The sequence below is a fragment of the Novosphingobium sp. BL-S-32 genome, assembly GCF_056857055.1.
The window spans coordinates 1153588-1177643 of sequence record NZ_CM166476.1 but is presented as its reverse complement, the minus strand read 5'-3'; the positions used below and the strand labels follow the sequence as shown (position 1 = coordinate 1177643).

Genomic DNA, 24056 nt, shown 5'->3' with positions numbered 1-24056 from the left:
CCGCGAATCACCTGCGCCTTTCGCTTACGCTTCAAGATGATACGATTTATGCTGCGACTGCGCAAAGATTGGCGCGGAGAGCTGTGTTGCAGGCCTGAACGAACTGCGCCCCTGTCTGCTTTTTCGCAGGACAGGGGCGCCGATTCGAGGTATCAAGTTCATGCTGCAATTGCGAAGATTCGGCGCGCCGGAGGAGGTTTAAGCTCCCCTCGGCGCGCTCTCTCCCAACGCCGCTAAGGCCGAGAACGGCCCTTCGCCTTGCACCTTGGAACATTTTTTCGCTTTGGCAAAGTCCGAATTTGCGGAAGGACGCTTCGCGTTCGATGCGTGTCCTTTGTGCAGCATGATGGAGCGCACCCGTTGGGAAGGGGGCGGGTCTCACCGTTTCGGACCTATCCCGCCTTTCCAGTGCAGGCACCCGGCGAGATCCTCCATTCTGACTTCAAAGGAGCATCCTGCGATGATTCCTGGAAATTCAGCCGATGGTACGCGGATCTGTAATTCCGGAGCGGATTATCGTTTTGGCCAATTCCATTATCAGTTCCACCGCAGGGTCCTTCGTGGTCGCGCAGGTGTCGGTGGACCGGAGGGGGCAGGGCAACCGCACCGGGGGCGTGCGGATTGGCCCCGGCGGCGCAGGTGAGCAGCCATCGGCCTGCGCCGCCGCCCCATCTCCTGATGCTCTCGTAGCTGACCAAGATTTCGCTCAGGCTGAGCTTATGGGGGCCTCCTGATGCGCGGTGCGAGGCTGCCATCCTTCGACAAGCTCAGGATGAGCGGAGGGAGGTGTTTCGGGCCCGCATTCCCGCTGTGCTCGCTCTCCCCACCCGCTCAGGCTGAGCCTGTCGAAGCCCCAGGAGGCGTGGCGTGATGAGCGGAAGGAGGTGCCTCGGGCTCGCAGTTCCCATCGCGTCAATCCCTCTCCTCTCACCAAGGCCGAGCGGTTCCAGGCTTGAACGGAACGGGGGCCGGATGATCCCACCCAGCCCCCGTGTTATCTCTCATCCCGCAGGATTTGACCCGCGCTTACCAGACCAGTGGCACTTCCTCCGGTCCGATCACGCCACCGGGGCGGTACTCGATCCGGGTGCCGGGCTTGAGTTCGAAGTTCGGAATGCGCTTGAGCCATTCCTGCAAAGCGATCTTCACTTCCAGACGGGCGAGGTGCCCGCCCATGCAGCTGTGCACACCCACGGTGAAGGCCAGGATGGTCTTGCGCGGACGGTCGAAGTCCACGGTCAGCGGATCGGGGAAGACTTCGGGATCGAAGTTGCAGGCGGGCAGGATGAAGGTGACGCGGTCACCCTTCTTGAGCTGCACGCCGCGCATTTCGTGGTCCTTGTCGAGCACGCGGCCTGAGAACGTGACCGACCAGCGGCGCAGCAGTTCCTCGACGATCTTGTCGATGTCCTGTGGACGGTCGATGATTTCCTGCCGCTTTTCCGGGTTCTCCGCCAGCCATGCCCAGATGTTGTTGAGCGTGGCGAACACGGTGTCGAGCCCGGCGATGAACAGGAAGCAGACGAAACCGAAGATCTCCTTCTCGGACATCAGCGCGCCGTCCACCTGGGCATGGGCGATCCGGCTGACCACGCCGTCATCGGGATTGGCCTGCTTCTCTGCAATGGCTTCCTTCAGATAGGCGGTGATCTTCTGCATCGCCCCGCCCATGATGGCGCGGTCATTCGAGTGCAGCAGTTCCATCGCCCAGGACACGAAAGTATCGCGCATGTCCTGCGGCAGGCCCATGATGTCCAGGAACACCGCGACGGGCAGCGGGCGGCCGAAATCCTCGGTGAATTCGCAGGAGCCACCGGCGGCGACCTTGGCTTCGATCTCGTCGATCAGATCGTTGGCGCGCTTGCGGATCAGGCCTTCCAGCTTGAGCACGCCCTGCGGGCTGAACACCGGATCGACGATGTTGCGATACTTGCGGTGGTGCGGCGGATCGATTTCGATCGGGATAAAGTAGAAGTAGTCGCTGGGATCGCGCGGGAACGGCGTGGCGCCTTCGTTCGAGAAGATCTCCGGATGGCGCAGGCCGAACAGGGCATCTTCGTGGCGGGTGAAGTGCCACATGTTCCCCATCGGGCTGACGTCGTAATAGATCGGCGGCTGCTTGTCGTGCAGCGCGGCCATGAAATCGTGCGGCGAGGCAAGGAATTCGGGCCCGAAGGTCAGGCCTACCTGGCGGATCAGATCCGCCGGAACGTGGTCAGGCACCTGATCCATCCCGACATGGCGCGGGAAAGTGGGCGGAACGGGGTTGGCGGCGTCGATCGGCATCGTTTCTCTCCCTTTCGCGCGGCTTAGAACTGATGCTCGGGAAGGTGGACGACCAGCCCGTCCAGCGCGTCCGTCATCACCATCTGGCAGGAGAGGCGGCTGGAAGGCTTCACTTCATCCGCCGCGGATTCGAGCAGTTCTTCTTCCGCCTGCGAGGACGGGCCGCCCATCGTGTCGGTCCAGTCCGCATCGACATAGCAGTGGCAGGTGGCGCAGGAGAGGCCGCCGCCGCATTCGCCGGTGATCCCGTCGATCCCGTTGTAGAGCGCGCCGCGCATGACGTTTTCGCCGGTTTCGACCTCTACCGTCGTCGCATGACCGGTATGGTCGACATAAGTCACCTTGGGCATCTGGCTCTCCTGAATCCCGTCTCTTTCGCGTTGCTTGAGAACGCTGTTCTCGGCTATTTAGCGCGAAGCACAGGCGCGAGTCAATCTCGGCGGCGCGGCCTGCTCGCCCGGTCCTTTCCGACGGGCTGGACCGGGCGGGCGAGAGCGGATACCCCATGGCAATGGCCAGCACGAACCCAAGCCCGATCCTGCCTTTGGCCATCGCGCCTTTGCCGATTGCGGACGCGGAAGAGGACCGCAGCCGCCGGTTGATTGCCGCGGCGCACCAGTTGCTTGACGAGGCAGGGCTGGAAGGGCTCACCATCCGTGCGGTGCTCGCGCGCACGGGGCTTGCGCGCCGCGCTTTCTACGAACGCTTTCAGGGCAAGGACGACCTTGTGCTGGCGGTGTTTGATACGACGCTGCGGCTGGCGGCCTATCAGTTCCGAACGATGGCCGCCGATGCCGGAGACCCTGCCGAGGCGCTGGGGACGATCGTGCGCGGGCTTGTGGTCGGGCAAGCGCAACTGGATCAGGCGCAACTGGATCGGATGCATCCGGGGCCATTGCCTGCTGGGCAGGCGCTGGTCGGCGGCGCGCATCTGCGCAGTGCGGCGCTCAGCCGCGAACACTTGCGCCTTGCCCAGCAGCGTCCGGCCGAACTCAAGGCAGCGCTGGAGCCGCTGCTGGACCTCGTGGCCGGGCACATCGCCGACGGCATGGAGGCGGGCGTGTTTCGCAAGGCCGATCCGCAGCTTCAGGCGCGGCTGATCTACAACCTTGTATCGACGACTGTGCATACCCTGCTGCTGGAGGAGGAAGGCCACGCGCCCAATCGCAGCGAGCGCGAGGCGCTGGCCGAGGCGATCTGGTCGTTCTGTCTGCGGGCGATTGAGGTCTGAGGTTCGGCTGTTCCGATCGGCCTAATCCTCTCCTACCCCCAAATCCTGTTTTTCCGTCGTCCCCGCGAAGGCGGGGATCCCGCTTACTTTTCTCCACGCCGCAAGAAAGCGGGGCCCCCGCCTTCGCGGGGGCGACGAGGTGTTGTTGTTGGGCGAGCAAGCAACGGCGAGATCAGCCGGGGCGTTTTACAACGGCTGAACCTTATCAAGCAGCCGCGCGATGTCGGCAGGGCGCGCCAGATCGGTGCCCGCGCGCAGCACGGCGGCGGAGCCTGCGGCAAGGCCATAACGGAAGGCGGAAAGGTCGTCCTCGCCCCGGCACAGCGCGTGGACCATGGCGGCGACGAAGCTGTCGCCCGCGCCCACCGCGCTCGCGGCCTCGATCTTCAGTGCGGGCAGGTACGCCGTGCCACCTGCGTGGGCTAGGACGGCGCCCTCATGCCCCAGCGTCACGGCGACGAGGCGTGACTTTCCAGCCTCGACAATCTCCATCGCCGCCTTGCCGATTGCCTCGACGCCGTCGAGCGCGTGGCCGCAGTACTCCGCGAGTTCGCCTTGGCTGGGCTTCACCAGCAGGAGTTCGCCTTGCTCGATCCCGGCCGCGAGGGCCGCGCCCGAGGTGTCCAGCACGATCTCGACCCCCTTGGGCCGCAGCAGCCGGGTGACGCGGGCGTAGAAGTCGGTCGGCACACCGGGCGGCAGCGAGCCGCTGAGGACCATCACGTCGCAGTCGGTTTCGGCCAGCACGTCAAGGCAGTGCGTCCATTCCGCCTCGCTCACGTGCGGGCCGGCGGGGGTGAAGCGGTATTCCTTGTTGGTCTCGTGTTCGAGGATATCGGCGGCGATCCGCGTCGGCCCCTTGATCTCGATCCGCGTGCGCACGAGCTGGTGCAGGTCGATAAGCCCGTCGAGCGCCGGCCCGATGGCGCCGCCCGAGAGGTAATAGCAGCGCGCGTTGCCGCCGAGCCGCACGAAGACGCGCGCCACGTTGATGCCGCCGCCGCCCGGTGCGTAGTGCTCGTTGTCGGTGCGCATCTTGTGCGTGTGCCGAACCTTCCCGACGTCGTAGGACACGTCGATCGTCGGGTTCATGGTCAGCGTGGCGATGCTCTTCATCGAGGCGGGCTCCGTGGGGAGGAGGGGGATCCGGTCATGGCGCGCGTATGGGACGCAACTCATGCCCGTCATCGCGAAGAGGCGTCAAGCGTGCCGGTAGACCGGCCGGAGCTTCAGGCGGCGCGGCTGCCGGTCTCGCGCGCTTCGAAGGTGATCGTGCCGGCGGGCCCGGGGCGGCCGAACAGGAAACCCTGACCCTGCGTGCAACCTTCGCTGCGCAAGTATTCGCGCTCCATCTCGCGCTCGATGCCTTCCGCCACGACATCGACGCCAAGGCTGCGGCCAAGGCCGATCACTGCCCGGATCACCGCCCGCGAATTGGCCTCGCGCTGGAGGTTCAGGATGAACGACTTGTCGATCTTGATCTTGGTGAAGGGGTAGTTGAGCAGGTAGCTCAACGAGGAATAGCCGGTGCCGAAATCGTCGAGCGAGATGCCGATGCCGAAAGCGCGCAAGTTGCGGATGATCGCGGCGGGACGAGGCCCGCGCTCCATTAACACGGCCTCGGTGATTTCCAGTTCGAGCCGTTCGGCAGTAAGTCCCGAGGACGAGAGCGCGTTGATGACGGTGCTCAACAGATTGCCGTTGCGGAACTGGAGCGGCGAGACATTGACCGAGAGGCGAATGTGCGCGGGCCATGTCATCGCCTCGCGGCAGGCCGAATTGAGCACCAAGCGGCCGACCTGATCGATCAGCCCCAGTTCCTCGGCCAGCGGAATGAAGACTTCGGGCGAGACGAGGCCGCGTTCGCCGTGATCCCAGCGCAGCAGCGCCTCGCAGCATTCGATCTCGCCGGTCTCCAGATTGACCAGCGGCTGGTAATGAACCTCAAGGGCGCCTTCCTGCACGGCCTTGCGCAAGTCCTTTTCCAGCCTGCTCTTGGCCTGCGCCGCCTCGTCCATGCGCGCTTCGAAACCCCGGCACGATCCGCGCCGTTCGCCTTTGGCGGCATAGAGCGCAAGGTCGGCGTAGCGCAGCAAGGTCTGCGGGTCGGAGGTGTCGTAGGGCGCGCTGGCGAAGCCGATGGTGGCGCCGATGTGCAGCATGTTGCCGTGGACGAAGAACGGCTCGCTCAGCGCGGTGATGATCGACTTGGCGACCAGTTCCGCCTGAGTCTGGCTGGAACGGCGGAAGATGATCGCGAATTCGTCGCCGCCGATGCGACAGAGCAGAGCGTCCGGCGGGATCAGTTCGCGCATGCGCCGCGCCGCGTCGGTCAGCAGCATGTCGCCGAAATGGTGGCCGTAGGTGTCGTTGACCGCCTTGAAGTGATCGAGATCGACGAAGGCCAGCGTGACGGTGTCCTCCGGAGAGGCGTGTTCGAGCACCTGGCTCAGATATTCGCGGCAATGCGCGCGGTTGGCGAGGCCGGTGAGTTCGTCGTGCCGGGCCATGTGCGCCATGCGCTGTTCGATGCGGCGGCGTTCGGTGACATCGACGATCGTCACGATCGTCACCGTATCGCCTTCCAGCTGCGAAAGCCGGGTCGAGACCATGGCTTCCACGGTGCCGCCGTCGCTGCGCAGCAGGGGCCAGCACGAATCGCCTTCCGGGCAATCGGTGGCGAGCATGCGCGAGGCCGCTTCGCGATCGGGCTCGGAGAACAGCACCTGCGCGCTCATCCCGGCGATGGCGTCCGCTGTGTAGCCGAACAGCCGGCAGGCCGCCTCGTTGGCCGAGCGCACGTGCCCGCTTGCGGCATTGTAGACGAGCATGGCCAGCGGGTTCTGCTCGAACAGCAGGCGGAAGGCTTCCTCGCGCTGCTTGAGATCGGTTATGTCGACGCGGATGCCGATCGTGCCGCCGCTGTCGGTCTTCCGCTCCTCGATCAGGATGCAGCGGCCGTTGGCAAGGCGTTGCTCGTGGCGGCAATCCGGCTGGCGGAGCATGGAGACGCGGCGGGCAAGCCACTCCTCCTCCTGCCCGAGGGCTTCCGGATAGTCGCCGCGCTCAACCCCGATGCGCAGCGTATCGCTCAGCTTGGCGCCGCGTTCCAGCAGGTCGGCGGAGCGGTGGTAGATTTCCTCGTAGCGGCGGTTCCACAGGACGTAGCGGTCATCCTCGTCAAGGATGACAATGCCCTGAGGGAGAGCCTCGATCGCTTCGCGCAGGAGAGATTCGGTCCGCGCGCTGGCGGCAAGGGCGGCCTCAAGCGATGGGTGCGCGGGTGCGACCGACGGATTGCCCGTCGTTTCGTTCGCTTCCCTTTCGTGACCGTCGCCAGGAATCAACATGGTGCCCTCAAGCTGATGGCGGGGATATAGGCAAGCCGTTAATTTTCTTGTCAATGTGGCTGCGACAGGCCGAACTGCAGGCGCAGGCGCCGGTAGTACCATCCGGATTTGTCCGGAGGCTCCGGCAGGCCGCGAAAAAGCCCGCCGCACGCGGGTGCGACGGGCTGGCTTTCCTCCCCAGGAAAGAACTCGAGTGGCCTGCCCTTCCTTGCGGGTCGGGCTGGTTTTCCGGCGGCCGGGCCGCGGTGATTTTCTGTGTTCGACCTCTCTCAGCGCCGGGTGGCGCTGCCGAGTCGGTGATAGAGGTTAGAGTACGTGGAAGAGACCGGATCGTCCTCATGCGCACGCATGTAGAACAGCACGGCTTCCTGAAGCAGCCTGAAGTCCTGGCTCGAAAGTACCGCGCGGGCGCGGGCCGGTTCGGTGGTCATGGTGGTCATTGTACCTTCCTTTCCTTGCTTGGCGGGGACCTTCCCCAGCGGCCGCAGGCCGCAATCCCTGTTTGACGGCGACCTCAGGCCGCGAATTGATTCATCGTGTTGTGTGTGCCGCCCGCCTTCAGGGCCGCCTCGCCGGCGAAGTATTCCTTGTGGTCGTCGCCGATGTCCGATCCGGCCATGTTCTGGTGCTTCACGCAGGCGATGCCCTGACGGATTTCCTGACGCTGCACGCCCTTGACGTAGCCGAGCATCCCCGCCTCGCCGAAGTACTCCTTCGCCAGATTGTCGGTCGACAAGGCGGCGGTGTGGTACGTCGGCAGGGTGATGAGGTGGTGGAAGATCCCCGCCTCGCGCGCCGCGTCCTTCTGGAAGGTGCGGATTCGCTCGTCGGCCTCATTGCCCAGCTCGGTGCCGTCGTAGTCCACGCTCATCAGCTTCGCCCGGTCATAGGCGCCGGTGTCGCGGCCTTCCGCTTCCCATGCATCGAAGACCTGCTGGCGGAAGTTCAGCGTCCAGTTGAAGCTGGGTGAGTTGTTGTAGACCAGCTTGGCGTTCGGGATCACTTCGCGGATGCGGCTGACCATTCCGCCGATCTGGCCGATGTGCGGCTTCTCGGTTTCGATCCACAGCAGGTCCGCGCCGTTTTCCAGCGCATGGATGCAATCCAGCACGCAGCGATCCTCGCCGGTTCCGCTGCGGAACTGGTAGAGGTTCGACGGCAGCCGCTTCGGACGCATCAGGCGGCCTTCGCGGGTGATCAGCACTTCGCCGTGGCCGACATCGCCCGCTGCGATCTCGTCGCAGTCGAGGAAGCTGTTGTACTGGTCACCGATGTCGCCCGGCTCGCGGGTGAAGGCGATCTGCTTGGTCAGCCCCGCGCCCAGCGAGTCGGTGCGCGCCACGATCAGGCCCTCGTCCACGCCCAGTTCCATGAAGGCGTAGCGGACCGCGCGGATCTTCGCGATGAAGTCCTCATGCGGAACGGTGACCTTGCCGTCCTGATGGCCGCACTGCTTCTCATCAGAGACCTGATTCTCGATCTGGATGCAGCAGGCGCCGGCCTCGATGAACTTCTTGGCCAGCAGGTAGGTCGCCTCGGCATTGCCGAAGCCCGCGTCGATATCGGCGACGATCGGCACGACATGCGTCTCGTGATTGTCGATCGCGGTTTCGAGGCGCTTGGCCTCCATCTCGTCACCGGCCTCGCGCGCCTTGTCCAGATCGCGGAACAGCATGCCCAGTTCGCGGGCATCGGCCTGACGCAGGAAGGTGTAGAGTTCCTCGACCAGCGCGGGAACCGAGGTCTTCTCGTGCATCGACTGGTCGGGCAGCGGACCGAACTCGCTGCGCAGCGCCGCGACCATCCAGCCCGAGAGGTAGAGGTAGCGGCCCTTGGTCGTGCCGAAATGCTTCTTGATGGAGATCATCTTCTGTTGGCCGATGAAGCCGTGCCAGCAGCCCAGCGACTGGGTGTAGTTGGCAGGGTCGCGATCATAGGCCGCCATGTCCTCACGCATGATTCGCGCGGTGTAGCGGGCGATGTCGAGGCCGGTGCGGAAGCGGTTCTGCAGGCGCATGCGCGCGACCGATTCCGGCTCGATGCCGTTCCAGTTGGGCTCGGTGCCGATGGTCTGGCCGGCTTCGGTGATCTTGCTCTGGTAGGTCACTGCCAAAAGTCCCCGTCGAAAAATGTGTTTGGGCGATGACCTTGAGGTAGGCCCCATTTTTGCAGTGCGGAACGGCCTGCGAAGTCCGGTTGTCAAACTTTACAGATAATCCTTGTAAAGATGTGCAGGCATGACAAAGTGCTGAGCCATGGCGGAATCGAGACCTCTCTACCTTGGCCCCAGGCTTCGCCGCCTGCGTCGTGAACTGGGCCTGACGCAGCAGGCCATGGCGGACGATCTGGAGATCTCGCCCAGCTATGTCGCGTTGTTGGAACGCAACCAGCGCCCGGTCACGGCGGACATGTTGCTGCGCCTTGCGCGGACCTATCGGCTGGACATTGCCGACATTGCCGGTGACGATGGCGAGGACTATGCCCGCCGCGTGGGGGACGTGCTGCGCGACCCGCTGTTCGCGGATATCGACTTGCCCTCGCTGGAAATCGCTGACCTGGCGATGAGCTTTCCGGGCATTTCGGAAGCGCTGCTACGGCTTCACGGCGCTTACACCCGCGAAAGTCAGGCGCTGGCCGAGCAGCGTGCCTCCGGCCCGGCGGCGGAAGAGAACGAGCCGGTGCGCGAGGCGCAGCGATTCCTCGGCCAATCGCGCAACTACTTCCACGCCATCGACGTGCGGGCGGAGGAGCTGGCCGGAGAGATCGAGCAGGCCCGCGGTGCAACCGCATGGCTCGCGGACAAGGGCGTGCGCGTGCGCTTCCTGCCGCCCGACGTCATGGTCGATTCGCTGCGACGGTTCGACCGGCATAACCAGCAGTTGCTGATCGACGATACGCTCGGCCCCTCAAGCCGGGCATTCCAGATCGCCACTCATATCGCCCACACCGCGATGCGCGGCGACATCGTCGCGGTCGTGCGCGCTGCCGCGTTTGTGCAGACGACTACGGCGACGCTCGTGCGCCGCGCGCTGGCGGGCTACGCGGCGGCGGCGATCCTGATGCCCTATGCCAAGTTCGCCCGCGCGGCGGAGGCGCGGCGCTACGATATAGAGGTGCTCTGCGGGCTGTTCGGCACCAGTTTCGAGCAAGTCGCGCACCGGCTCACGACGCTGCACCGTCCGGGGGAAGAGCGGGTACCGTTCTTCTTCCTGCGCGTGGATGAGGCCGGGAACGTCTCGAAGCGGCTGGACGGCGCGGGTTTCCCCTTCGCGGCGCATGGCGGCGGCTGCCCCTTGTGGTCGGTGCATCAGGTGTTCCGCTGGCCGGGCGAAGTGCGGACCCAGTGGTTGGAACTGCCGGACGGTCAGCGCTTCTTCTCGATCGCGCGCACGGTCACCTCGGGCGAGGGGCGGCATGGGCGGATGAAAGTCACCCGCGCCGTGGCGCTCGCCTGCGCGGCGGACGAGGCGGGTAAGCTGGTCTATGGCGGCGAGTCAGAGGCCAGAGCGACGCCCATCGGCGTGACCTGTCGCCTTTGCCAGCGCGCGGATTGCGCGGCTCGCTCGGTGCCGCCGATCGGGCGCGACGTGCTGGCGGACGACTATCGCCGCGCCGCGCAGCCCTATACCTTCTCCGAAAGCTGATATTCTCTATTGCGAATTTAAATTCGTAAATACGACGATTCCGCCCCGGCGATGGCGGGGCGCAAATGCTTGCGATGGCGACCTTCGCAACGCAGAATTGCCCCCAGAGGGCAGGAACCCGGCGAGAGGATGAGTGCATTGAGCAGCGAAGGCACGCCGGGCGCGGCCCGGACTTTTCCCGAACTGATCCGCTCTGCCGCCGCCGCTTACGGCGATGCCGTGGCGATCACGCTGGACACCGAAACCGGCAGCGAAAGCGCCACTTTCACCGATCTTGACCGCCAGTCCGCAGAATTCGCGCGCGGATTGCTGGCGCGCGGCGTGGGGAAGGGCGCGCGCGTCGGGTTCATCTTCGGCAACGGTCCGGGCTTCGCCACGGCCTTGGCCGCCATCGCCCGTATCGGTGCGGTCGCCGTGCCGATCAGCACGATGATCCGCGCCAACGAACTGGTCCGCGTGCTGCGCCAGAGCGACGTGCAGGGGCTGATCGTTCAGCGGACCATGCTGGGGAAGGATCTGGTGGCCCGGCTTACCGAGGCGCTGCCCGAACTGGCCGACCAGACTTGCGGCGCGCTGCGCTTGCCGCGCGCGCCGTACTTGCGCTGGATCGTCTCCAGCGGCGCGGACTTGCCCGCCGCCGTCGCGCCGATGGCGTGGCTTACCGATGTCGATGTGGGCGAAGAATTGCTGCGCGAGGTCGAGTCCGAAGTCCATCCGACCGACCAGATGATCGAGATCTACACCTCCGGCTCGATGGCGCTGCCCAAGGGCGTGCGCCACCTCCACGGCGCGGTTCTCGCGCGCAGCCACTGGCTGGTGGAGATGCTGGGCGTGAAACGGGGCGAAGAGCGTCCCGCGCAATTGCCGATGTTCTGGGTGGGCGGGCTGATGCTTTATCTGCTTCCCAGTTGGGAGCACGGCGCCGTCACCACCTGTACGGAACGCACGCTCAGCAACAGCCGCTTCGCCATGGGATCAGTGCTGGCCGAGGAAGACCTCGAACGCATCAAGGGCCCGCAGCCCTGGTGGGGCCTCGGCATGAGCGAGACGCTCGGCCCCTATGGCTGGGGCGATGAGTTCCGCGTTTCCGGTCGCCCGGTCTGCGCGCCGATGGACCACTTCGCCCCCGGCTACGACATCCGCATCGCGGATGAGGACGGCCGCGCGGTGGGCGATGGCGAAGTGGGTGAAATGCAGGTGCGCGGCCCCGCCGTCGCCCCGGCACTCCACAAGATCGACCGGGCCGAGCATTACACGCCGGACGGCTACTTGCGCACCGGCGACCTCTGCCTTGTCGAAGATCGGGCGGACGGCCGCCGGATTCATTTCGTGGGACGCGGCGGGGACATGATCAAGGTTTCCGGATCGAACGTCTCGCCCGCCGAGGTGGAGATGGAATTGCAGGCGCTGGACGGCGTGCACAGTGCCTATGTCGTCGGCCTGCCGGATCGGGAGCGGGGGGCGCTGCTGGTGGCGGCGCTGGTTCCGCGCGACGGGGCGGCGCTCGATGTGCCTGCCATCGAGGCGCGGATGAAGGCCAGCCTTTCGGCCTACAAAGTACCGCGCGCGTGGGTGGAACTTACTCGCGAAGAGGTGCCGCTGCTGCATTCCAACAAGGTCGCCCGGCGCGAAATCGCGCGGATAGTGGCGGAGCGGTTGGAAGCGGAAAAAGTCATTAGCAGCTAAGGCCTCGAGCAATCGGCCACGAGATTTGAACATCAACTTCGTCGTCCCCGCGAAGGCGGGGACCCCGCTGTTCTTGGCGGCGTCGCAAGAAGGAAGCGGGGCCCCCGCCTTCGCGGGCGCGACGAAGTGGTTTTTTGTAGGCCGTGCTTGTGATGGTGGCACTTCTGCGTCCCCATTGACGAACCCCTCCACGCCCCATAACCCGACAGGTAATTCGAAATAGCGAAAGCACCCATGTCGCGTTCTTCTCCCGGCGTCGCCCGCATGGCCGCCATCCTCAATTTCATCGCCGATCATCCGGGGCAGTCCTTCGCGCTTACTGATCTGGTGCGCGCGCTGAAGCTCAGCCGGGCGACCTGCCATGCGCTGCTGACCGGGCTGGTCGACGTGGGTTATCTCTACCGCACCAGCGACAAGACTTATGTGCTGGGCCCGGTGCTGGCCGCGATCGGGCGCACCGCAGCCGAACACTTCTCACCCTTGCAAGTCGCGCAGCCGGAAATGCGCAAGCTGGCAGACGATTTCGACGTCGTCTGCGGCGCCTATTTCCTGGAAGGCGACATGATCCACCTGCGCGAGCGCGCAGCCTCTGCCAGCCATGTCGGCTATCCGGTGCCGCTGGGCACGCGCATGCCGCTGCGCTGGGTGCAGGCCACCGCCTTCTTCGCCCGCAACCCGCGTGAGGCCGATGCGGCGCAGGCGCGCATCAATCCCTCGCCCTCGGTCGAGCAGCTTGAACAACTCCATAGCGGCATGGCCTTCGTGCGCGAACATGGCTTCATTGCCCTGACCCGCCGGCCGGACAGCGCTCCGGGTAGCAGCAGCATGGTCGGCGCCAGCCTGGACGACCCGCCGGTCATGCCGGAAACCGTGCTGGAAGCGGGCAAGACGTACCCGCTCATGGCGGTCATGGCTCCGATCTATGACGCGCGCGACCGCGTTTCGATCTCGCTGGTCATGGCCGGCTTCAGCGGAGCGCAGACCGGCGCCGAAGTGCGCAAGGCGGGCGAGGCACTGGCCGAGGCCTGCACGCGCATCTCGCGCTTCCTGATCGGCCAGCCCGAAGCCGCCTGATTCTCCGTCGTCCGGGCGGATTCGCCCCCGCAACAAGCCTGCCGTGCTTGACCGTCCCCGCTTGTCGATTTATCAAATAGTCGAAAATAAATTCGCGATTTGGAATTGCAATAAAGCGGGAGAGTGCTGGATGTCGGACGTGATCGTCGCGCCGGAAACCCGGGACCTTGAGGAACTGGCGCGCGCGCTGGCCAGTTGGCTGGTCGAACGTATGCCGCAGGCGCGTGACGTGAGGATCAGCGATCTCGCCTATCCGCGCGGGGCCGGGCAGAGCCACGAGACGATCCTGTTCGAAGCGCATTGGCGCGAAGACGGCGCGGCGCGGCAGCAAGGTTGTGTCGTGCGGATCAAACCGGGCGGTTTTACGGTCTTCCCCGACGACTTGTTCGTTCAGCAATACCGCGTGATGAAGGCGCTGGCCGAAAGCGGCGCAGAGAACGGCGGGGTCCGCGTCGCTCGCCCGCTGTGGTTCGAGGAAGACCCGGCGCTGCTGGGCAATGCCTTCTTCGTCATGGAGCGGAAAGTGGGCCGCGTTCCGGTGTCGATCCCGCCTTATGCGCGCGAAGGCTGGCTTCGGGACGCTGCGCCGGAGCAGCGCCGCACGCTTTGGCGCAATGCCGTGAAGCAACTGGCGGCGGTGCAGCGCGCGCCGCTGGATGGGCTGGACTTTCTGGCCGGTCCCGCCGGTGAGCGCGGGCTTGAGCAGGAATGGGCCAAGTACAACCGCTTTGCCCGATGGTTGCAGGACGTGGAGCCGCTTCCCGTGCTTGACGCCGCGCTGGACCGGCTGCGCGGGCTTTGGCCGGCGAACCAGCCCGAAGGCCTCGTCTGGGGTGACGCGCGGATCGGCAACATGATGTTCGATGAGAACTTCGACGTGATCGCGGTGATGGATTGGGAGCAGCCCTCGCTCGGCGGGGCGTTGCATGATCTGGCGTGGTTCTGCGTGATTGCAGACACGATGCACGGGCCGGCGTCGACTTACGGCGCTCCGCTGGAGGGCATGGGCGGCCGGGAAGAGACCGTGGCCCTGTGGGAGGATCTTACCGGCAAGTCCGCAGCCGACCTCGAATGGTACGAGGATTTCGCGAAGTTCAAGATGACCTGCACCGGCATCCGCCTCGGCCATCTGCGTGGCACGCGGATGATGGACGAGGCGGCGATGGCGAAGCGGTTGAAGGTGGGGTGATGGGCTGCGCGGCAGCGCGGGATCCTTCGACAAGCTCAGGATGGGCGGGGTTGGGGTTTTGCGCATCGTGCCTTCCCTCCACTCGTCATCCTCGCGAAGGCGGGGATGACGGAGCAAATTGGGCTATCGACTACGCGTGCTGCCCGACGCCTACGAAAGCCCCAGCAACTTTCGGCAATTGTCGTGAATGATCGCCCGCACATCCGCTTCGGGCACACCCGCGAAGTCGCGCCGGATCACGTCGCGGGAACGCGGGAAGGTAGTTTCCGAATGCGGATAGTCCGATGACCACATGATGTTGCGGCCGCCCGGAAGGTCGCGGTTCAGGATGCCCGCGCGATCCTGGATGAAGGAGCCGTAGATGTTGCGGTCCATGTAGTAGCTGGGCGGGTTCTTCAGCGGCGATTCCGTCCAGTAGCGCTGCTTTTCCCAGGTACGGTCGTTGTACTCGGCGAACCACGCGAACCAGCCCACGCCCGATTCCATCGATCCGATCTTCAGGTCCGGGAAACGGTCGAACACGCCGTTGTAGATGAGGATGCCGATCGGCTCCGCCATCGCCAGCTTGCTCATCGGCATGTCGGCCAGGAAGTACTCCTTCTGTCCGAAACGCGGCACCCGCGCGCCGAGGTGGAAGGTTATGACGATCCCGGCGTCGGACACTGTCTTCCACAAGGCGTCGAAGGCCGGGTCCGAATATTGCAGCGCGCCCTTGGCGTCTCCTGTCAGCGCCGAGACTTGCCCATCCTTCAGCGCCTGCACACCCGAGGTGGTCTTCCACGCCTCCGGGTTCTGCGGGAAGGCGGGCAGGTTGATGGCGCGGAAACCCTTGGCGGCGAGCCGCCTCACATGGGCGCAAGTTTCCTCGATATCGCGCATCGGCACATAGCCGACGGGAAACAGCCGGTCCGGCGCGGCTGAGCAGAAGTCCAGCACCCAGTTCTGATAGGCCTCATAGCTGGCGACATAGAGCTCGTTGTCGAGCGAGCCGAGTGGCCCGCCGCCGAATAGCAGTGCCGCGCCCATATGGTCGGCATCCATGTCGGCGAGGCGCGTGGCGGGTTCCCAGACCTTGCGTTGGTCGGCAAGGCGGCCCTTCATCTTGAAGTTCTTGCCCTCGCGCCCCGCCTGGTTGTTGATCATCATGAACGGGCGGCGATTGCCTTCGAAGCAGATGTAGTCCCCGTCCTCGGCATGCTCGATGAAAGGCGCGCGGTCCTTCAGGTGCGCTGGCAGGTAGTCCTTCCACATGTCATGCGGCGGATCGATGTGGGCATCGGCGTCGAAAATCGGACCGTAAGTCCATTCGCTTTCGGCGCCTTTGCGGATCGCCGGATCGGCCTCGCTCATCTCCCGGTTCCTCTCGTTCTTTAATTCGCTATTGTGAATATATTATCGTCATAACGAACTGAAAAAGTCAAGGATGCGACTCGCCGTCAGTCGCGCCGCAAGATCATCGCGCCGTATCCGAAGCCGCCGTTGGAGATCAGGCAAGTCCGCGCGTCGGCCACCTGCCGACCCCCGCCGCGATTCCAGAGCTGCATGCAGGCCTCGTGGATGTGCCCATATCCGTGCAGCCGTCCGGCCGAGAGCTGGCCGCCGCCGGTATTGAGCGGCAGTTCGCCGTCCAGCGCGATCCTCGTGCCACCTTCGACGAAGCGGCAGGCCTCGCCTTGCGGCGCCAGCCCCAGCGCTTCCATCCAGAGCCACATATGGATCGAGAATCCGTCGTAGATCTGCGCGCAGTCGAGGTCGGCGGGTTTCAGGCTGGTGCGCGACCACAGCATTTCTCCGGCGCGGCGGGCGGCGGGCAGAGTGGTGAAGTCGCCCTCGTGCCGTCCGACCCAAAGGCTGCCGACCGCCATTCCGGTGGCCTCGATATGCAGCGGCGGGTTGCGCAAATCTTTCGCGGTGTCCCGGTGCGAGAGGACGATGGCGGTGGCGCCGTCGACATGGGCGTCGCAGTCGTAGAGCCGCAGCGGCGAGGAGATCACGCGCGAGGCGAGGTAATCGTCCAGCGTCAGCGGCGCCTTGTAGATCGCTGCAGGGTTGTGCGCGGCATTGCGGCGGGCATTCACCGCCAGCGCGCCCAATTGCGCTTCAGTGGCGCCGTATTTGTCGAAATAGGCCTGCGCATAGAGCGCGAACATGTTGATCGGCGAAAGCGCGCCAAACGGCACGGTCCAGGCATTTGTCCCTTCCACCCGTGCGCCGCGTCCGCCCATCAGCGTGGAGGCGCGGGCCTGCGCGCGGGCACTTGCCTGCGCCACGGTGCGGAACACCACGACATGGCGCGCCAGGCCGCAGGCGATCGCGGTCACAGCGTTGAAAATCGGCGCCATGTGGCTGAAACCCTCGCTGGAGGTGAGAGTCCAGCGCGGTGACAGGCCCAGAACCGCCGCCGCCTCGGCCGTGCTCACCGGGGCGATGCCGCCGCCTTCGGCCGATTTGCCGGGATAAGTCCCGATGCCGTCGATCTGGCGCGGCGAGAGTCCGGCGTCGGCAATGGCGGCAAGGCAGGCGTCGGCGGTAAGCTGGAGCGCACTGCGCGAGGACGGGCGCGCCACTTCGGATTGCGCCGCGCCGGTGACGCAGATCTGCTTTTCGGGAAGCGCCGTCACAGACCGTCCTCCGCCGCGAAGAAGGGCAACCAGACGTCTTCGTGCTGTTCGAAACGGACCCGGACCGGTAGCCCAATGCGCGCGGCGGCGGGAGGCCCGTCGAGGTTGGCCAGAACGTGCAGGCCGGTCTGTTCGGCCAGTTCCACGGCGGCGAGCACGAAGGGCACCGGCAGGCCCGGCAACCACGCCTCGTAATTCACCGTATAGCTGATGACCTGGCCTCTGCCTGAGACCGGCTCGGGCGCGAGTTGCTCGCTGCCGCAAGTGGCGCAGCGCGGCAGGGGTGGGTGCTGCCAGGTGCGACACGTTGCGCAGCGCTGGATGCGCATCATGCCGTCTGCGCCCGAGGTCCAGAAGAAGGCCGTCTCGGGTTCGAGGGCCGGCAGTTTGCGTGGCGGTGGCGCCGACGGTGCGCGCGAAGCGGGACTGTCCGATGCCATCAGAACACCACGCCTTGTACCTTGAGGTCGATCACCGCGTCTTCGTCATAGCCGAGTTCGGTCAGAACCGCGTCGCTGTCCGCGCCCAGTTCCGGGGCGCGGGTGGAGGGCAGGGCCTTGCCGCCGAACAGCATGGGGCTCGCCACCATCGGGATCGCAGCGCCGCCGCCCGCATCGACCGCGCGCAAGTAGTGGTTGGCGCGGACTTGCGGGTCGTCCTTCAACTCGCCCACGTCCTGCACGACGTCCCACTGGCCGTCCTGCCGGGCCAGGATGGTCTTCCATTCGTCCAGCGGTTTCGCGGCGAAGAGCGCGGTCACTTCGGCGTGGCACTCGGCCAGATGCGCCCGGCGCGCGGCGGCGTCGGCAAAGCGCGGGTCGGCGGCGAGGTCCGGCCTTCCGGCAACGTCGCAGAAGCGCGCCCAGTAGCGATCCGCCTGCAACATGCAGAGCGCCACGAAGCGGCCGTCGGCGGTGCGGTAATTGGCCACCAGCACATTGTGCGGAGGCCCCGCCGGACGCGGGAAGCGCTGCACGTCCTCGGCAGTCGCCTGGCAGATCAGTCGCTGCTGAGACCACATCGCGGTCCCGAGCAGCGAGACATCCACTTCGCTCGCTTCGCCGGTCATCGCGCGCTGGGCAATGGCGGCGCAGATGCCGGCCGCCAGCATCGCGCCCGAAAGCGTATCGCCGAAGGCTGGCCCGGGCGGGCCAACGGGCTGCGCCGCGTCCTCCGCCGTCAGCGAGGAGGCGATGCCGCCGCGCGCCCAGAAGGTGATGGCGTCATAGCCGCCTTTCTCTCCGTCCGGACCGTTCGGGCCGGTGGCGCTGCCGCTGGCGTAGATCAGGCGCGGAAAGCGGGCGCGCAGGGTCTCTACATCGATCCCCATCGAGCGGCGCGCGGGAGGGAGCAGGCTGGTAAGGAACACGTCGGCGTCCTCCAGCAGGCGGCCCAATACCGTACGGCCCGATTCGTGGCGTAGATCGAGCGTGATCGAGCGCTTGCCCCGGTTGTAGCTCTCCCACGACCAGTCGTATTGCGCTTCCGGATTCGAGAGCGCGCCGATCTTCAACCCGCGCAAGGGGTCGCCAGTGGGCGGTTCGACCTTGATGACTTCCGCCCCCAGATCGGCGAGCATCCCGCCGCAGGCCGGGACGAACGCCCACATCGCCACTTCGACAATCCTGATGCCTTCCAGCGGCCTTCCCATGTCCTGTCCCTCCTGTACCGAGCCTTTGCGATGCGTCCGGCAAGACAATCGCGTGACCGTTGAAATTCTCTATTGCGAATGATGTACCGAAATGGAGAATTGAGCAAGCTGGGCGAGGCCGACCAATCGTCTCGCCGGATGGCATCAGGGAGAGGCCGATGACGATAACTGCCGCACGCTTGCCGGAGGCGCCGCTGGAGCATTCCGGCCCGGTTCCCGCGACTTTGGCCGAAGCGCTGGACCCGCAGTGGCTGGCGCCGGTGCTGGCGCATCTGTCCGGTGACCGGGCGATCGTGGCGGTCGAAACTGTGGAGGTGATCCGCACTGTTGCCACCAAGGTCCGCTTTGCCGTGCAGTTCGAAGGCGAGGGGGAGGCGCAGCGATTCTGCCTCAAGGGCTTGCTCGATGTGGATGCGGCCACCGCGCGCGGCGGCCCTACGTGCGTGCTGGAGGCCGATTTCTACAACCGCCTTGCGCCGGTGCTCGATCTGCGGGTGCCACCTTGCGTCGCCACCGCGGTCGACCGCGAGGCGCAGCAGGCGGTGACGGTGATGCGCGACCTGATTGCGCAAGGGGCGGTGTTCTGCTCGGCGCTGGATCCCTTCGGCGCCGATGATGCGGCGGCCAGCCTTGGCCTGCTCGCGCAGCTCCATGCCCGGGCGGACTTGCTGGACGGCGCCGACTGGATCGCCCCGCGCGTGGCGCAGCTTGCGCGGATGGATTATGTGACGCCGGAAATGCTGCAAGACCTGCTCGACGGCCCGCGGGGAGAAGGCATCGCGCCCGAAGTGCGCAATGCGAACCGTCTCGCGGCGGCGATGCGGGCACTGGGACTGCGCGATGCGGGTCGGCCAGACTTCCTGCTGCACGGCGATGCCCATGCCGGGAACCTGTTCCGCGCGTCGGAAGGCATGGGCCTGATCGACTGGCAATTGCTTCAACGTGGGGGGTGGGCGCTTGACGTGGCCTATCACCTGAACGCGGTTCTGCCGGTCGACGTGGCCGAAGCGGAAGAGCGCCGTCTGCTGGGCGAATATCTGGCGGCAATGCGCGGTCATGGATGCGCGATGCCGGACGCGGAAGAGGCCTGGACGCAATACCGGGAGGCGGTGGTCTACGGTTATTACCTCTGGTCGATCACCCGCCGTGTCGATCCGCCGATCATCGAGGCTTTCGTCGGTCGCTTGGGCCGGGCGGTCATGCGCCACGACAGCTTCGCGCTGCTGGGCGTCTGACGAGAGAAGGGCCGTACGCCAGCGCGTACGGCCCTTCCCATTTTCGTCTGGGCGAGAGGGAATGCACCATGGGTGCATTCCCGAACCCGGTTCAGCCTCCGAAGTGATACTTCAGAGTGAAGCCATACATGCGCGGCGCGCCGACCGAAGCGGTCTCGAAGCCGGTGCCGGTCGAAAGGCCTGGGAAGAACGAGTAGTACTTTTCGTTGGTTACATTGGTTGCGAAGAAGCCCGCATCGATGGGCGTTCCCGCGATATTGTCCCAATTGACGTTGACGTTCAGCAAGTCGGTGGGCTGCAGGAACGTCAGGCTCTGGATATAAGCGACAGTCGCCGGATCGGAGACCGAGCCCGCCTGGCAATTCGGCATGTTCTGGTTGGCCGTGCCGTTGCAGCCCGCGTAGAAACGGTTGCCGGTATTCGCCAGCATCTTGTCGGTATGCGTGAAGGTCAGGCCGAACGAGACCTTGCCCACGCTGTCGGGCAGCGGCAGCGTGTAGGTGCCCGATGCGGTGATCTTGTTCTTCGGCGACAGCGCCAGCGGATCACCCACAAGGTAAGTGCCCGAGAGCACATAGGGCGAGCCGGGTTCGAGCGAGAAGGTCTCGGCCGAAGTCAGCTTGGTGTTGAGGTAGGTATAGCCCACCTGCAACAGCAGACCTTGGAACGGGCTGATCGAGGCGTCCACTTCGATACCCCAGATCCGCGATTTACCGGCGTTGACCGGGGCCGCCGTGGGCGAAACCGGAGCAGCGACGCAGTTTCCTGCGGCATCGGTCGATTGGCAGGGGTTGGCGTTGAAGCCGAGCTGGAGCTGCTGATCGGCGAACTTGTTGTAGAAGCCCGCGATGTTGAAGTTGCCCGGTATCGAGCCATGCCAGCTCGTCTTGGTGCCGATTTCGAAAGCGTCCACCTTTTCGGGATTGAACGTCGCGAAGGCGGTCGTCACGTTGGGAGCGATGCCACCGGCGCGATAGCCGCGTGCGTACTTGGCGTAGACGAGGATGTCCTGCGTTGGCGTGTAGTCAAAGTCGATCAGCCAGGTTGGCGCCGAAGACTTCTGCTTGAGGTCGCGGCGGCAACCGTTCTCCGCGCTCGGGTCCTGCACCGGTGCGTCGGGGTAGGTACAGAACGAGAAGAGCGGACCCGCCGGTAACGGCTGGAAGGTCGGGAAGCTAAGCGGGTAGCCGGTGATTGTGGTGGTCTGGACGCTCGTGTTGTTCTCACGGTCCCAGGTGTAGCGGAAGCCGCCGGTCAGCTTGAACTGGTCGGTGAACTTGTAGGTCGCCTGCGCGTAGAGGCCCACGTTGTGGAACGATGTGCGGCCTGCGGTAGTGTTGATCGCACCGGCATGCTGGGTGGGATCGAAGGCTCCGCCGAAGAATACCGGCGTGACCGCGGCGAGATAGCCGAGGATGTCATAGCACTCGCTGGCCGCCAGCGCGGCGGCATTGGCGCAGGACTGGATCACGGGCGACTTCGAACCCACCAGCGAAAGCGGCTGGACCGATTCCAGATAAGCGCCGGTCTGCCAGTTCAGTTTGTCGTCGCTGGAGTGGCCCTGGACCTGGAATTCTTCGGTGAACGTCGATTCGTCCGCCGTATGACGGCCGGGCAGCGGCTGGCTGCTGGCGAAGCCGAAGCGATAGCTCGACAGGCCGATCTGCGGGATCGCCGGCGTTTCAAAAGCCGTGCCGAAGATCGGGTTGCTGAAGGTATCCGTCAACTGGCCATAGCTGGCGATGTTCTTGATCGTCAGTGTGTCGCTGGCGTGCCAGGTCGTGGTGTTGATAATCTGCCAGACGGTGAGCAGCGAGCGCGGATCTGGCAGATCCTGTGCGAAGTCATAGAAGCCCGAACCCTGATAGTTGGAGCTGCCCGGCGTCAACTGCTCGCTGGCGAAATGGCCGAGGCTGTAGGCCGGATCGGCCGCGATCAGCTTCTGCGCGTCACCATGCGTATCCGAACGCGAATAGGTGGCGATCATGTAGTTTTCGAGGTCAGGCGTCAGGTCGGCGATTACGCTGAGGCGCGCCGCGACATAGTCGACGTCGTTGAAGTCCTTGGGGCCGACGCCGCTGTTATTGTGCAGGTAGCCGTCGCGCTTCATGCGGTCGACACCGAGGCGCACCTTGAACGTATCGGAGAGCGGAACGTTCAGGACGGCCTGGACGCGGCGCATGTCGTAATTGCCGATCGAGCCGGAGACGTAGCCCTCGAACGTGTCGGTCGGCCGGTTGGGCACCAGCAGCACGGCGCCGCCAGTGGTGTTGCGGCCGAACAGGGTGCCCTGCGGGCCTTTCAGCACCTGCACGTTCTGAAGGTCGAAGAAGGCGCCCGGGCCCGCGCCGTCACCCGAGGGGAGGCCGTTCGAGGCACCGCGAGGCGCCACCACGTCGGCGAAGTAGACGCCCACCGACGGTGCCGTGCCCAGATCCTGCACGAAGCCGCGGATCGCGAACGACGAGTTCTGCGAGCCGAAGTTGGTGTTCGCCGACAGTGAAGGCGTGCTGGTCGCAAGGTCCGCCGCGCTCACGACGTTGCGGTTGTTGAGCTGTTCCTGGTTGAACACGGTGATCGAGATCGGCACGTCCTGCAGGCGTTCCTCGGTACGCCGTGCGGTAACGATGATGTCTCCGGGATTGATCGTCGGACTTTCGCGTCGTGCCGATTCCTGAGGCGCGTCCTGCGCCATGGCCGGCGATGCCGCGATCAGTCCCGCAGCCGCCCCCACGGAAGCCACGCCCAGCATCAGCGAAGTCCTGAAATTCCTTGAAATCATCTTGATCCTCTCCTCCGGAAACCATGTTCTCACGCAGGCCGCCCCGCTTTTGCGGAAAGGTATGCGACGCCGGCTCTTGCCGGTCAGGCGCATCCGCGGCTTCTTCGACATTCTCTGGAAGGTGTGGGCCGACGATGGGTCGGCCGGCCATTCACGCTCCCCCTGGTACCGTATTGCGGTGCCGGTTTGCCGGCACTCTTGCTTAAGTCCCGCCCTGGAACCTGCCCAAGATCGGGCAGCGCCGAAATTCGGCATGTTCTGGGTAGTTGTCCGTATGCACCTTGATTCTGTGCCTAAGTTGGAAAGTATCGTTCGAACGGGGACTGTGCAATTCTTCCGATGAGCCTTCCTCATTTCTTTCCAGGGACAGTTGCCTCCAGGAGACACCTTGGTGTTGCTCAGAGGCTGATAGTTTCCTCCAGCAGCGCAATTGTTCCGTTCCAGGCAATCCGGTGTGCTGTTCGGTCATAGGCGATCCCCGGGGCGATACCGTCATGGTCAGGATCGGTGAAGGCGTGCGCGACCTTCGCGAACAGGGTGAGTTGATAATCCACGCCGGCCGCATCCAGTTCAGCGCGCAGTGCCTCGACATCGGCGGGCGGGGCGTAAGGATCCTCGCCCCCGGTCCAGATCGCGACTCGTGCGCGCACGGCGCCGGGCTGGGCGGGGGCATGGGTGCCGAGCAACCCGTGGAAGCTGGTAACACTGCGCACCGGCGCGCCGCTGCGGGCGAGTTCGAGCACGCACTTGCCGCCGAAGCAGTAGCCTATCGCGGCAATCCGCTCGGGATCGACATCGGGCAGGGCGCGCACACGCTCGAACCAGACGAGCACACGTTCGCGCAAAAGCGCCGGCTTGGCCATGAGCGCGGCAAAGTACGTGCCCGCCGCCGCGTTCGTGGAGAGATCGGCGCCGACCCCGTACATGTCGGGCGCGACAACCAATCGTCCACCAGATGCAATTTCGCGCATCGCCTGGAAGAAGCTGTCGCTGGGTCCGGTGGCACCGGGGAACATCAATACGGCGGCACAGGGAGTACGTGCATCCGATATGCCCGCATCCGGGCGCACCAGAAGGCCGCGCAGAACTACGTCGTCATGCTCGGATTCGAGGGATTCGAAACCCTTCATGCGTTTGTTTCTCCCCTCCCTGTTCTCTCTCGGCGACGAATCGGCGTCGCATTGGGGAACATAGGTTCGGTAATGAGAATGTATCGGCCGACCGATCCTGTCAAAGCCCGTTCTGGCCCTTCCCTTGCCGGGCCTCGTCTTGTCGACGTGTCCTTGCCTCCTCCGCGGTCGCCGTGG

At 65.1% G+C, this 24056-nt stretch carries 18 protein-coding genes; 6 read left to right on the top strand and 12 right to left on the bottom strand.

What is annotated here, in order from left to right; all coding sequences use genetic code 11:
- Window positions 1–1026: 1026 nt before the first annotated feature.
- Both AC1VVK_RS05390 and AC1VVK_RS05385 read right to left on the bottom strand, forming a co-directional pair.
- Entirely contained in the window at window positions 1027–2286 is a 1260-nt protein-coding gene (locus AC1VVK_RS05390; RefSeq protein ID WP_132386739.1) for a cytochrome P450, read from the bottom strand.
- 23 nt (window positions 2287–2309) lie between these two features.
- Window positions 2310–2636, bottom strand: coding sequence for a 2Fe-2S iron-sulfur cluster-binding protein (locus AC1VVK_RS05385; protein WP_482904677.1), 327 nt, complete (start codon window positions 2634–2636; stop codon window positions 2310–2312).
- A 161-nt stretch (window positions 2637–2797) separates the two neighbouring features.
- Between AC1VVK_RS05385 and AC1VVK_RS05380 the strand changes: the two genes are divergently transcribed.
- Window positions 2798–3517 carry a TetR/AcrR family transcriptional regulator gene (locus tag AC1VVK_RS05380; RefSeq protein WP_482904676.1) on the top strand — a complete coding sequence of 240 codons (720 nt, stop codon included), beginning with the start codon at window positions 2798–2800 and terminating at the stop codon, window positions 3515–3517.
- A 186-nt stretch (window positions 3518–3703) separates the two neighbouring features.
- On the opposite strand, the gene AC1VVK_RS05375 is transcribed toward AC1VVK_RS05380, so the two are convergent.
- The 4 genes from AC1VVK_RS05375 to AC1VVK_RS05360 all read right to left on the bottom strand — a co-directional run bounded on the left by AC1VVK_RS05375 (window position 3704) and on the right by AC1VVK_RS05360 (window position 8974).
- On the bottom strand, window positions 3704–4633 hold the full coding sequence (locus AC1VVK_RS05375) for a 1-phosphofructokinase family hexose kinase (RefSeq protein ID WP_482904675.1): 930 nt from the start codon (window positions 4631–4633) through the stop codon (window positions 3704–3706).
- A 113-nt stretch (window positions 4634–4746) separates the two neighbouring features.
- On the bottom strand, window positions 4747–6867 hold the full coding sequence (locus AC1VVK_RS05370; protein WP_482904674.1) for a putative bifunctional diguanylate cyclase/phosphodiesterase: 2121 nt from the start codon (window positions 6865–6867) through the stop codon (window positions 4747–4749).
- 269 nt (window positions 6868–7136) lie between these two features.
- Window positions 7137–7307, bottom strand: coding sequence for a hypothetical protein (locus AC1VVK_RS05365; protein WP_482904673.1), 171 nt, complete (start codon window positions 7305–7307; stop codon window positions 7137–7139).
- Between the two features lie 74 nt (window positions 7308–7381).
- On the bottom strand, window positions 7382–8974 hold the full coding sequence (locus tag AC1VVK_RS05360; RefSeq protein ID WP_482904672.1) for an isocitrate lyase: 1593 nt from the start codon (window positions 8972–8974) through the stop codon (window positions 7382–7384).
- A 148-nt stretch (window positions 8975–9122) separates the two neighbouring features.
- On the opposite strand from AC1VVK_RS05360, the gene AC1VVK_RS05355 reads away from it, so the two are divergent.
- The 4 genes from AC1VVK_RS05355 (at window position 9123) to AC1VVK_RS05340 (ending at window position 14460) form a co-directional block, all read left to right on the top strand.
- Window positions 9123–10511 (top strand): helix-turn-helix domain-containing protein, encoded by a 1389-nt coding sequence (locus tag AC1VVK_RS05355; RefSeq protein WP_482904671.1) that lies wholly within the window; start codon window positions 9123–9125, stop codon window positions 10509–10511.
- A 129-nt stretch (window positions 10512–10640) separates the two neighbouring features.
- A complete protein-coding gene (locus AC1VVK_RS05350) occupies window positions 10641–12197 on the top strand; it encodes a class I adenylate-forming enzyme family protein (RefSeq protein WP_482904670.1) in 1557 nt (518 codons plus the stop codon).
- A gap of 234 nt (window positions 12198–12431) precedes the next feature.
- On the top strand, window positions 12432–13271 hold the full coding sequence (locus AC1VVK_RS05345) for an IclR family transcriptional regulator (protein WP_482904669.1): 840 nt from the start codon (window positions 12432–12434) through the stop codon (window positions 13269–13271).
- Between the two features lie 130 nt (window positions 13272–13401).
- Entirely contained in the window at window positions 13402–14460 is a 1059-nt protein-coding gene (locus AC1VVK_RS05340) for a phosphotransferase family protein (protein ID WP_482904668.1), read from the top strand.
- Between the two features lie 150 nt (window positions 14461–14610).
- Here AC1VVK_RS05340 and AC1VVK_RS05335 read toward each other — a convergent pair whose 3' ends face one another.
- The 4 genes from AC1VVK_RS05335 to AC1VVK_RS05320 form a co-directional block, all read right to left on the bottom strand.
- Window positions 14611–15810, bottom strand: a complete 1200-nt coding sequence (locus AC1VVK_RS05335) for an amidohydrolase family protein (protein ID WP_132386721.1) — start codon at window positions 15808–15810, stop codon at window positions 14611–14613.
- An 86-nt stretch (window positions 15811–15896) separates the two neighbouring features.
- A complete protein-coding gene (locus tag AC1VVK_RS05330; RefSeq protein ID WP_482904667.1) occupies window positions 15897–17081 on the bottom strand; it encodes a thiolase family protein in 1185 nt (394 codons plus the stop codon).
- Complete coding sequence (locus tag AC1VVK_RS05325) at window positions 17078–17521, bottom strand: Zn-ribbon domain-containing OB-fold protein (RefSeq protein ID WP_482904666.1); 444 nt, start codon at window positions 17519–17521, stop codon at window positions 17078–17080. Before AC1VVK_RS05325 ends, AC1VVK_RS05330 begins: the two co-directional genes overlap by 4 nt.
- Window positions 17521–18732 carry a CaiB/BaiF CoA transferase family protein gene (locus tag AC1VVK_RS05320; RefSeq protein ID WP_482904665.1) on the bottom strand — a complete coding sequence of 404 codons (1212 nt, stop codon included), beginning with the start codon at window positions 18730–18732 and terminating at the stop codon, window positions 17521–17523. Before AC1VVK_RS05320 ends, AC1VVK_RS05325 begins: the two co-directional genes overlap by 1 nt.
- A gap of 158 nt (window positions 18733–18890) precedes the next feature.
- Here AC1VVK_RS05320 and AC1VVK_RS05315 point away from each other — a divergent pair, with 158 nt between their 5' ends.
- Window positions 18891–19967, top strand: coding sequence for a phosphotransferase (locus AC1VVK_RS05315; protein WP_482904664.1), 1077 nt, complete (start codon window positions 18891–18893; stop codon window positions 19965–19967).
- 91 nt (window positions 19968–20058) lie between these two features.
- Here AC1VVK_RS05315 and AC1VVK_RS05310 read toward each other — a convergent pair whose 3' ends face one another.
- Complete coding sequence (locus AC1VVK_RS05310) at window positions 20059–22749, bottom strand: TonB-dependent receptor (protein ID WP_482904663.1); 2691 nt, start codon at window positions 22747–22749, stop codon at window positions 20059–20061.
- 398 nt (window positions 22750–23147) lie between these two features.
- Window positions 23148–23879, bottom strand: a complete 732-nt coding sequence (locus tag AC1VVK_RS05305; RefSeq protein ID WP_482904662.1) for a dienelactone hydrolase family protein — start codon at window positions 23877–23879, stop codon at window positions 23148–23150.
- Window positions 23880–24056 lie beyond the last annotated feature (177 nt).

Excerpts from the sequence above, each read along its gene's own strand:
- AC1VVK_RS05370 (WP_482904674.1), bottom strand. The coding sequence starts at position 6,867 with ATGTTGATTCCTGGCGACGGTCACGAAAGGGAAGCGAACGAAACGACG.
- AC1VVK_RS05375 (WP_482904675.1), bottom strand. The coding sequence starts at position 4,633 with ATGAAGAGCATCGCCACGCTGACCATGAACCCGACGATCGACGTGTCC.
- AC1VVK_RS05310 (WP_482904663.1), bottom strand. The coding sequence starts at position 22,749 with ATGATTTCAAGGAATTTCAGGACTTCGCTGATGCTGGGCGTGGCTTCC.
- AC1VVK_RS05325 (WP_482904666.1), bottom strand. The coding sequence starts at position 17,521 with ATGGCATCGGACAGTCCCGCTTCGCGCGCACCGTCGGCGCCACCGCCA.
- AC1VVK_RS05390 (WP_132386739.1), bottom strand. The coding sequence starts at position 2,286 with ATGCCGATCGACGCCGCCAACCCCGTTCCGCCCACTTTCCCGCGCCAT.
- AC1VVK_RS05340 (WP_482904668.1), top strand. The coding sequence starts at position 13,402 with ATGTCGGACGTGATCGTCGCGCCGGAAACCCGGGACCTTGAGGAACTG.
- AC1VVK_RS05305 (WP_482904662.1), bottom strand. The coding sequence starts at position 23,879 with ATGAAGGGTTTCGAATCCCTCGAATCCGAGCATGACGACGTAGTTCTG.
- AC1VVK_RS05320 (WP_482904665.1), bottom strand. The coding sequence starts at position 18,732 with ATGGGAAGGCCGCTGGAAGGCATCAGGATTGTCGAAGTGGCGATGTGG.
- AC1VVK_RS05365 (WP_482904673.1), bottom strand. The coding sequence starts at position 7,307 with ATGACCACCATGACCACCGAACCGGCCCGCGCCCGCGCGGTACTTTCG.
- AC1VVK_RS05335 (WP_132386721.1), bottom strand. The coding sequence starts at position 15,810 with ATGAGCGAGGCCGATCCGGCGATCCGCAAAGGCGCCGAAAGCGAATGG.
- AC1VVK_RS05315 (WP_482904664.1), top strand. The coding sequence starts at position 18,891 with ATGACGATAACTGCCGCACGCTTGCCGGAGGCGCCGCTGGAGCATTCC.
- AC1VVK_RS05350 (WP_482904670.1), top strand. The coding sequence starts at position 10,641 with ATGAGTGCATTGAGCAGCGAAGGCACGCCGGGCGCGGCCCGGACTTTT.
- AC1VVK_RS05345 (WP_482904669.1), top strand. The coding sequence starts at position 12,432 with ATGTCGCGTTCTTCTCCCGGCGTCGCCCGCATGGCCGCCATCCTCAAT.
- AC1VVK_RS05355 (WP_482904671.1), top strand. The coding sequence starts at position 9,123 with ATGGCGGAATCGAGACCTCTCTACCTTGGCCCCAGGCTTCGCCGCCTG.
- AC1VVK_RS05385 (WP_482904677.1), bottom strand. The coding sequence starts at position 2,636 with ATGCCCAAGGTGACTTATGTCGACCATACCGGTCATGCGACGACGGTA.
- AC1VVK_RS05380 (WP_482904676.1), top strand. The coding sequence starts at position 2,798 with ATGGCCAGCACGAACCCAAGCCCGATCCTGCCTTTGGCCATCGCGCCT.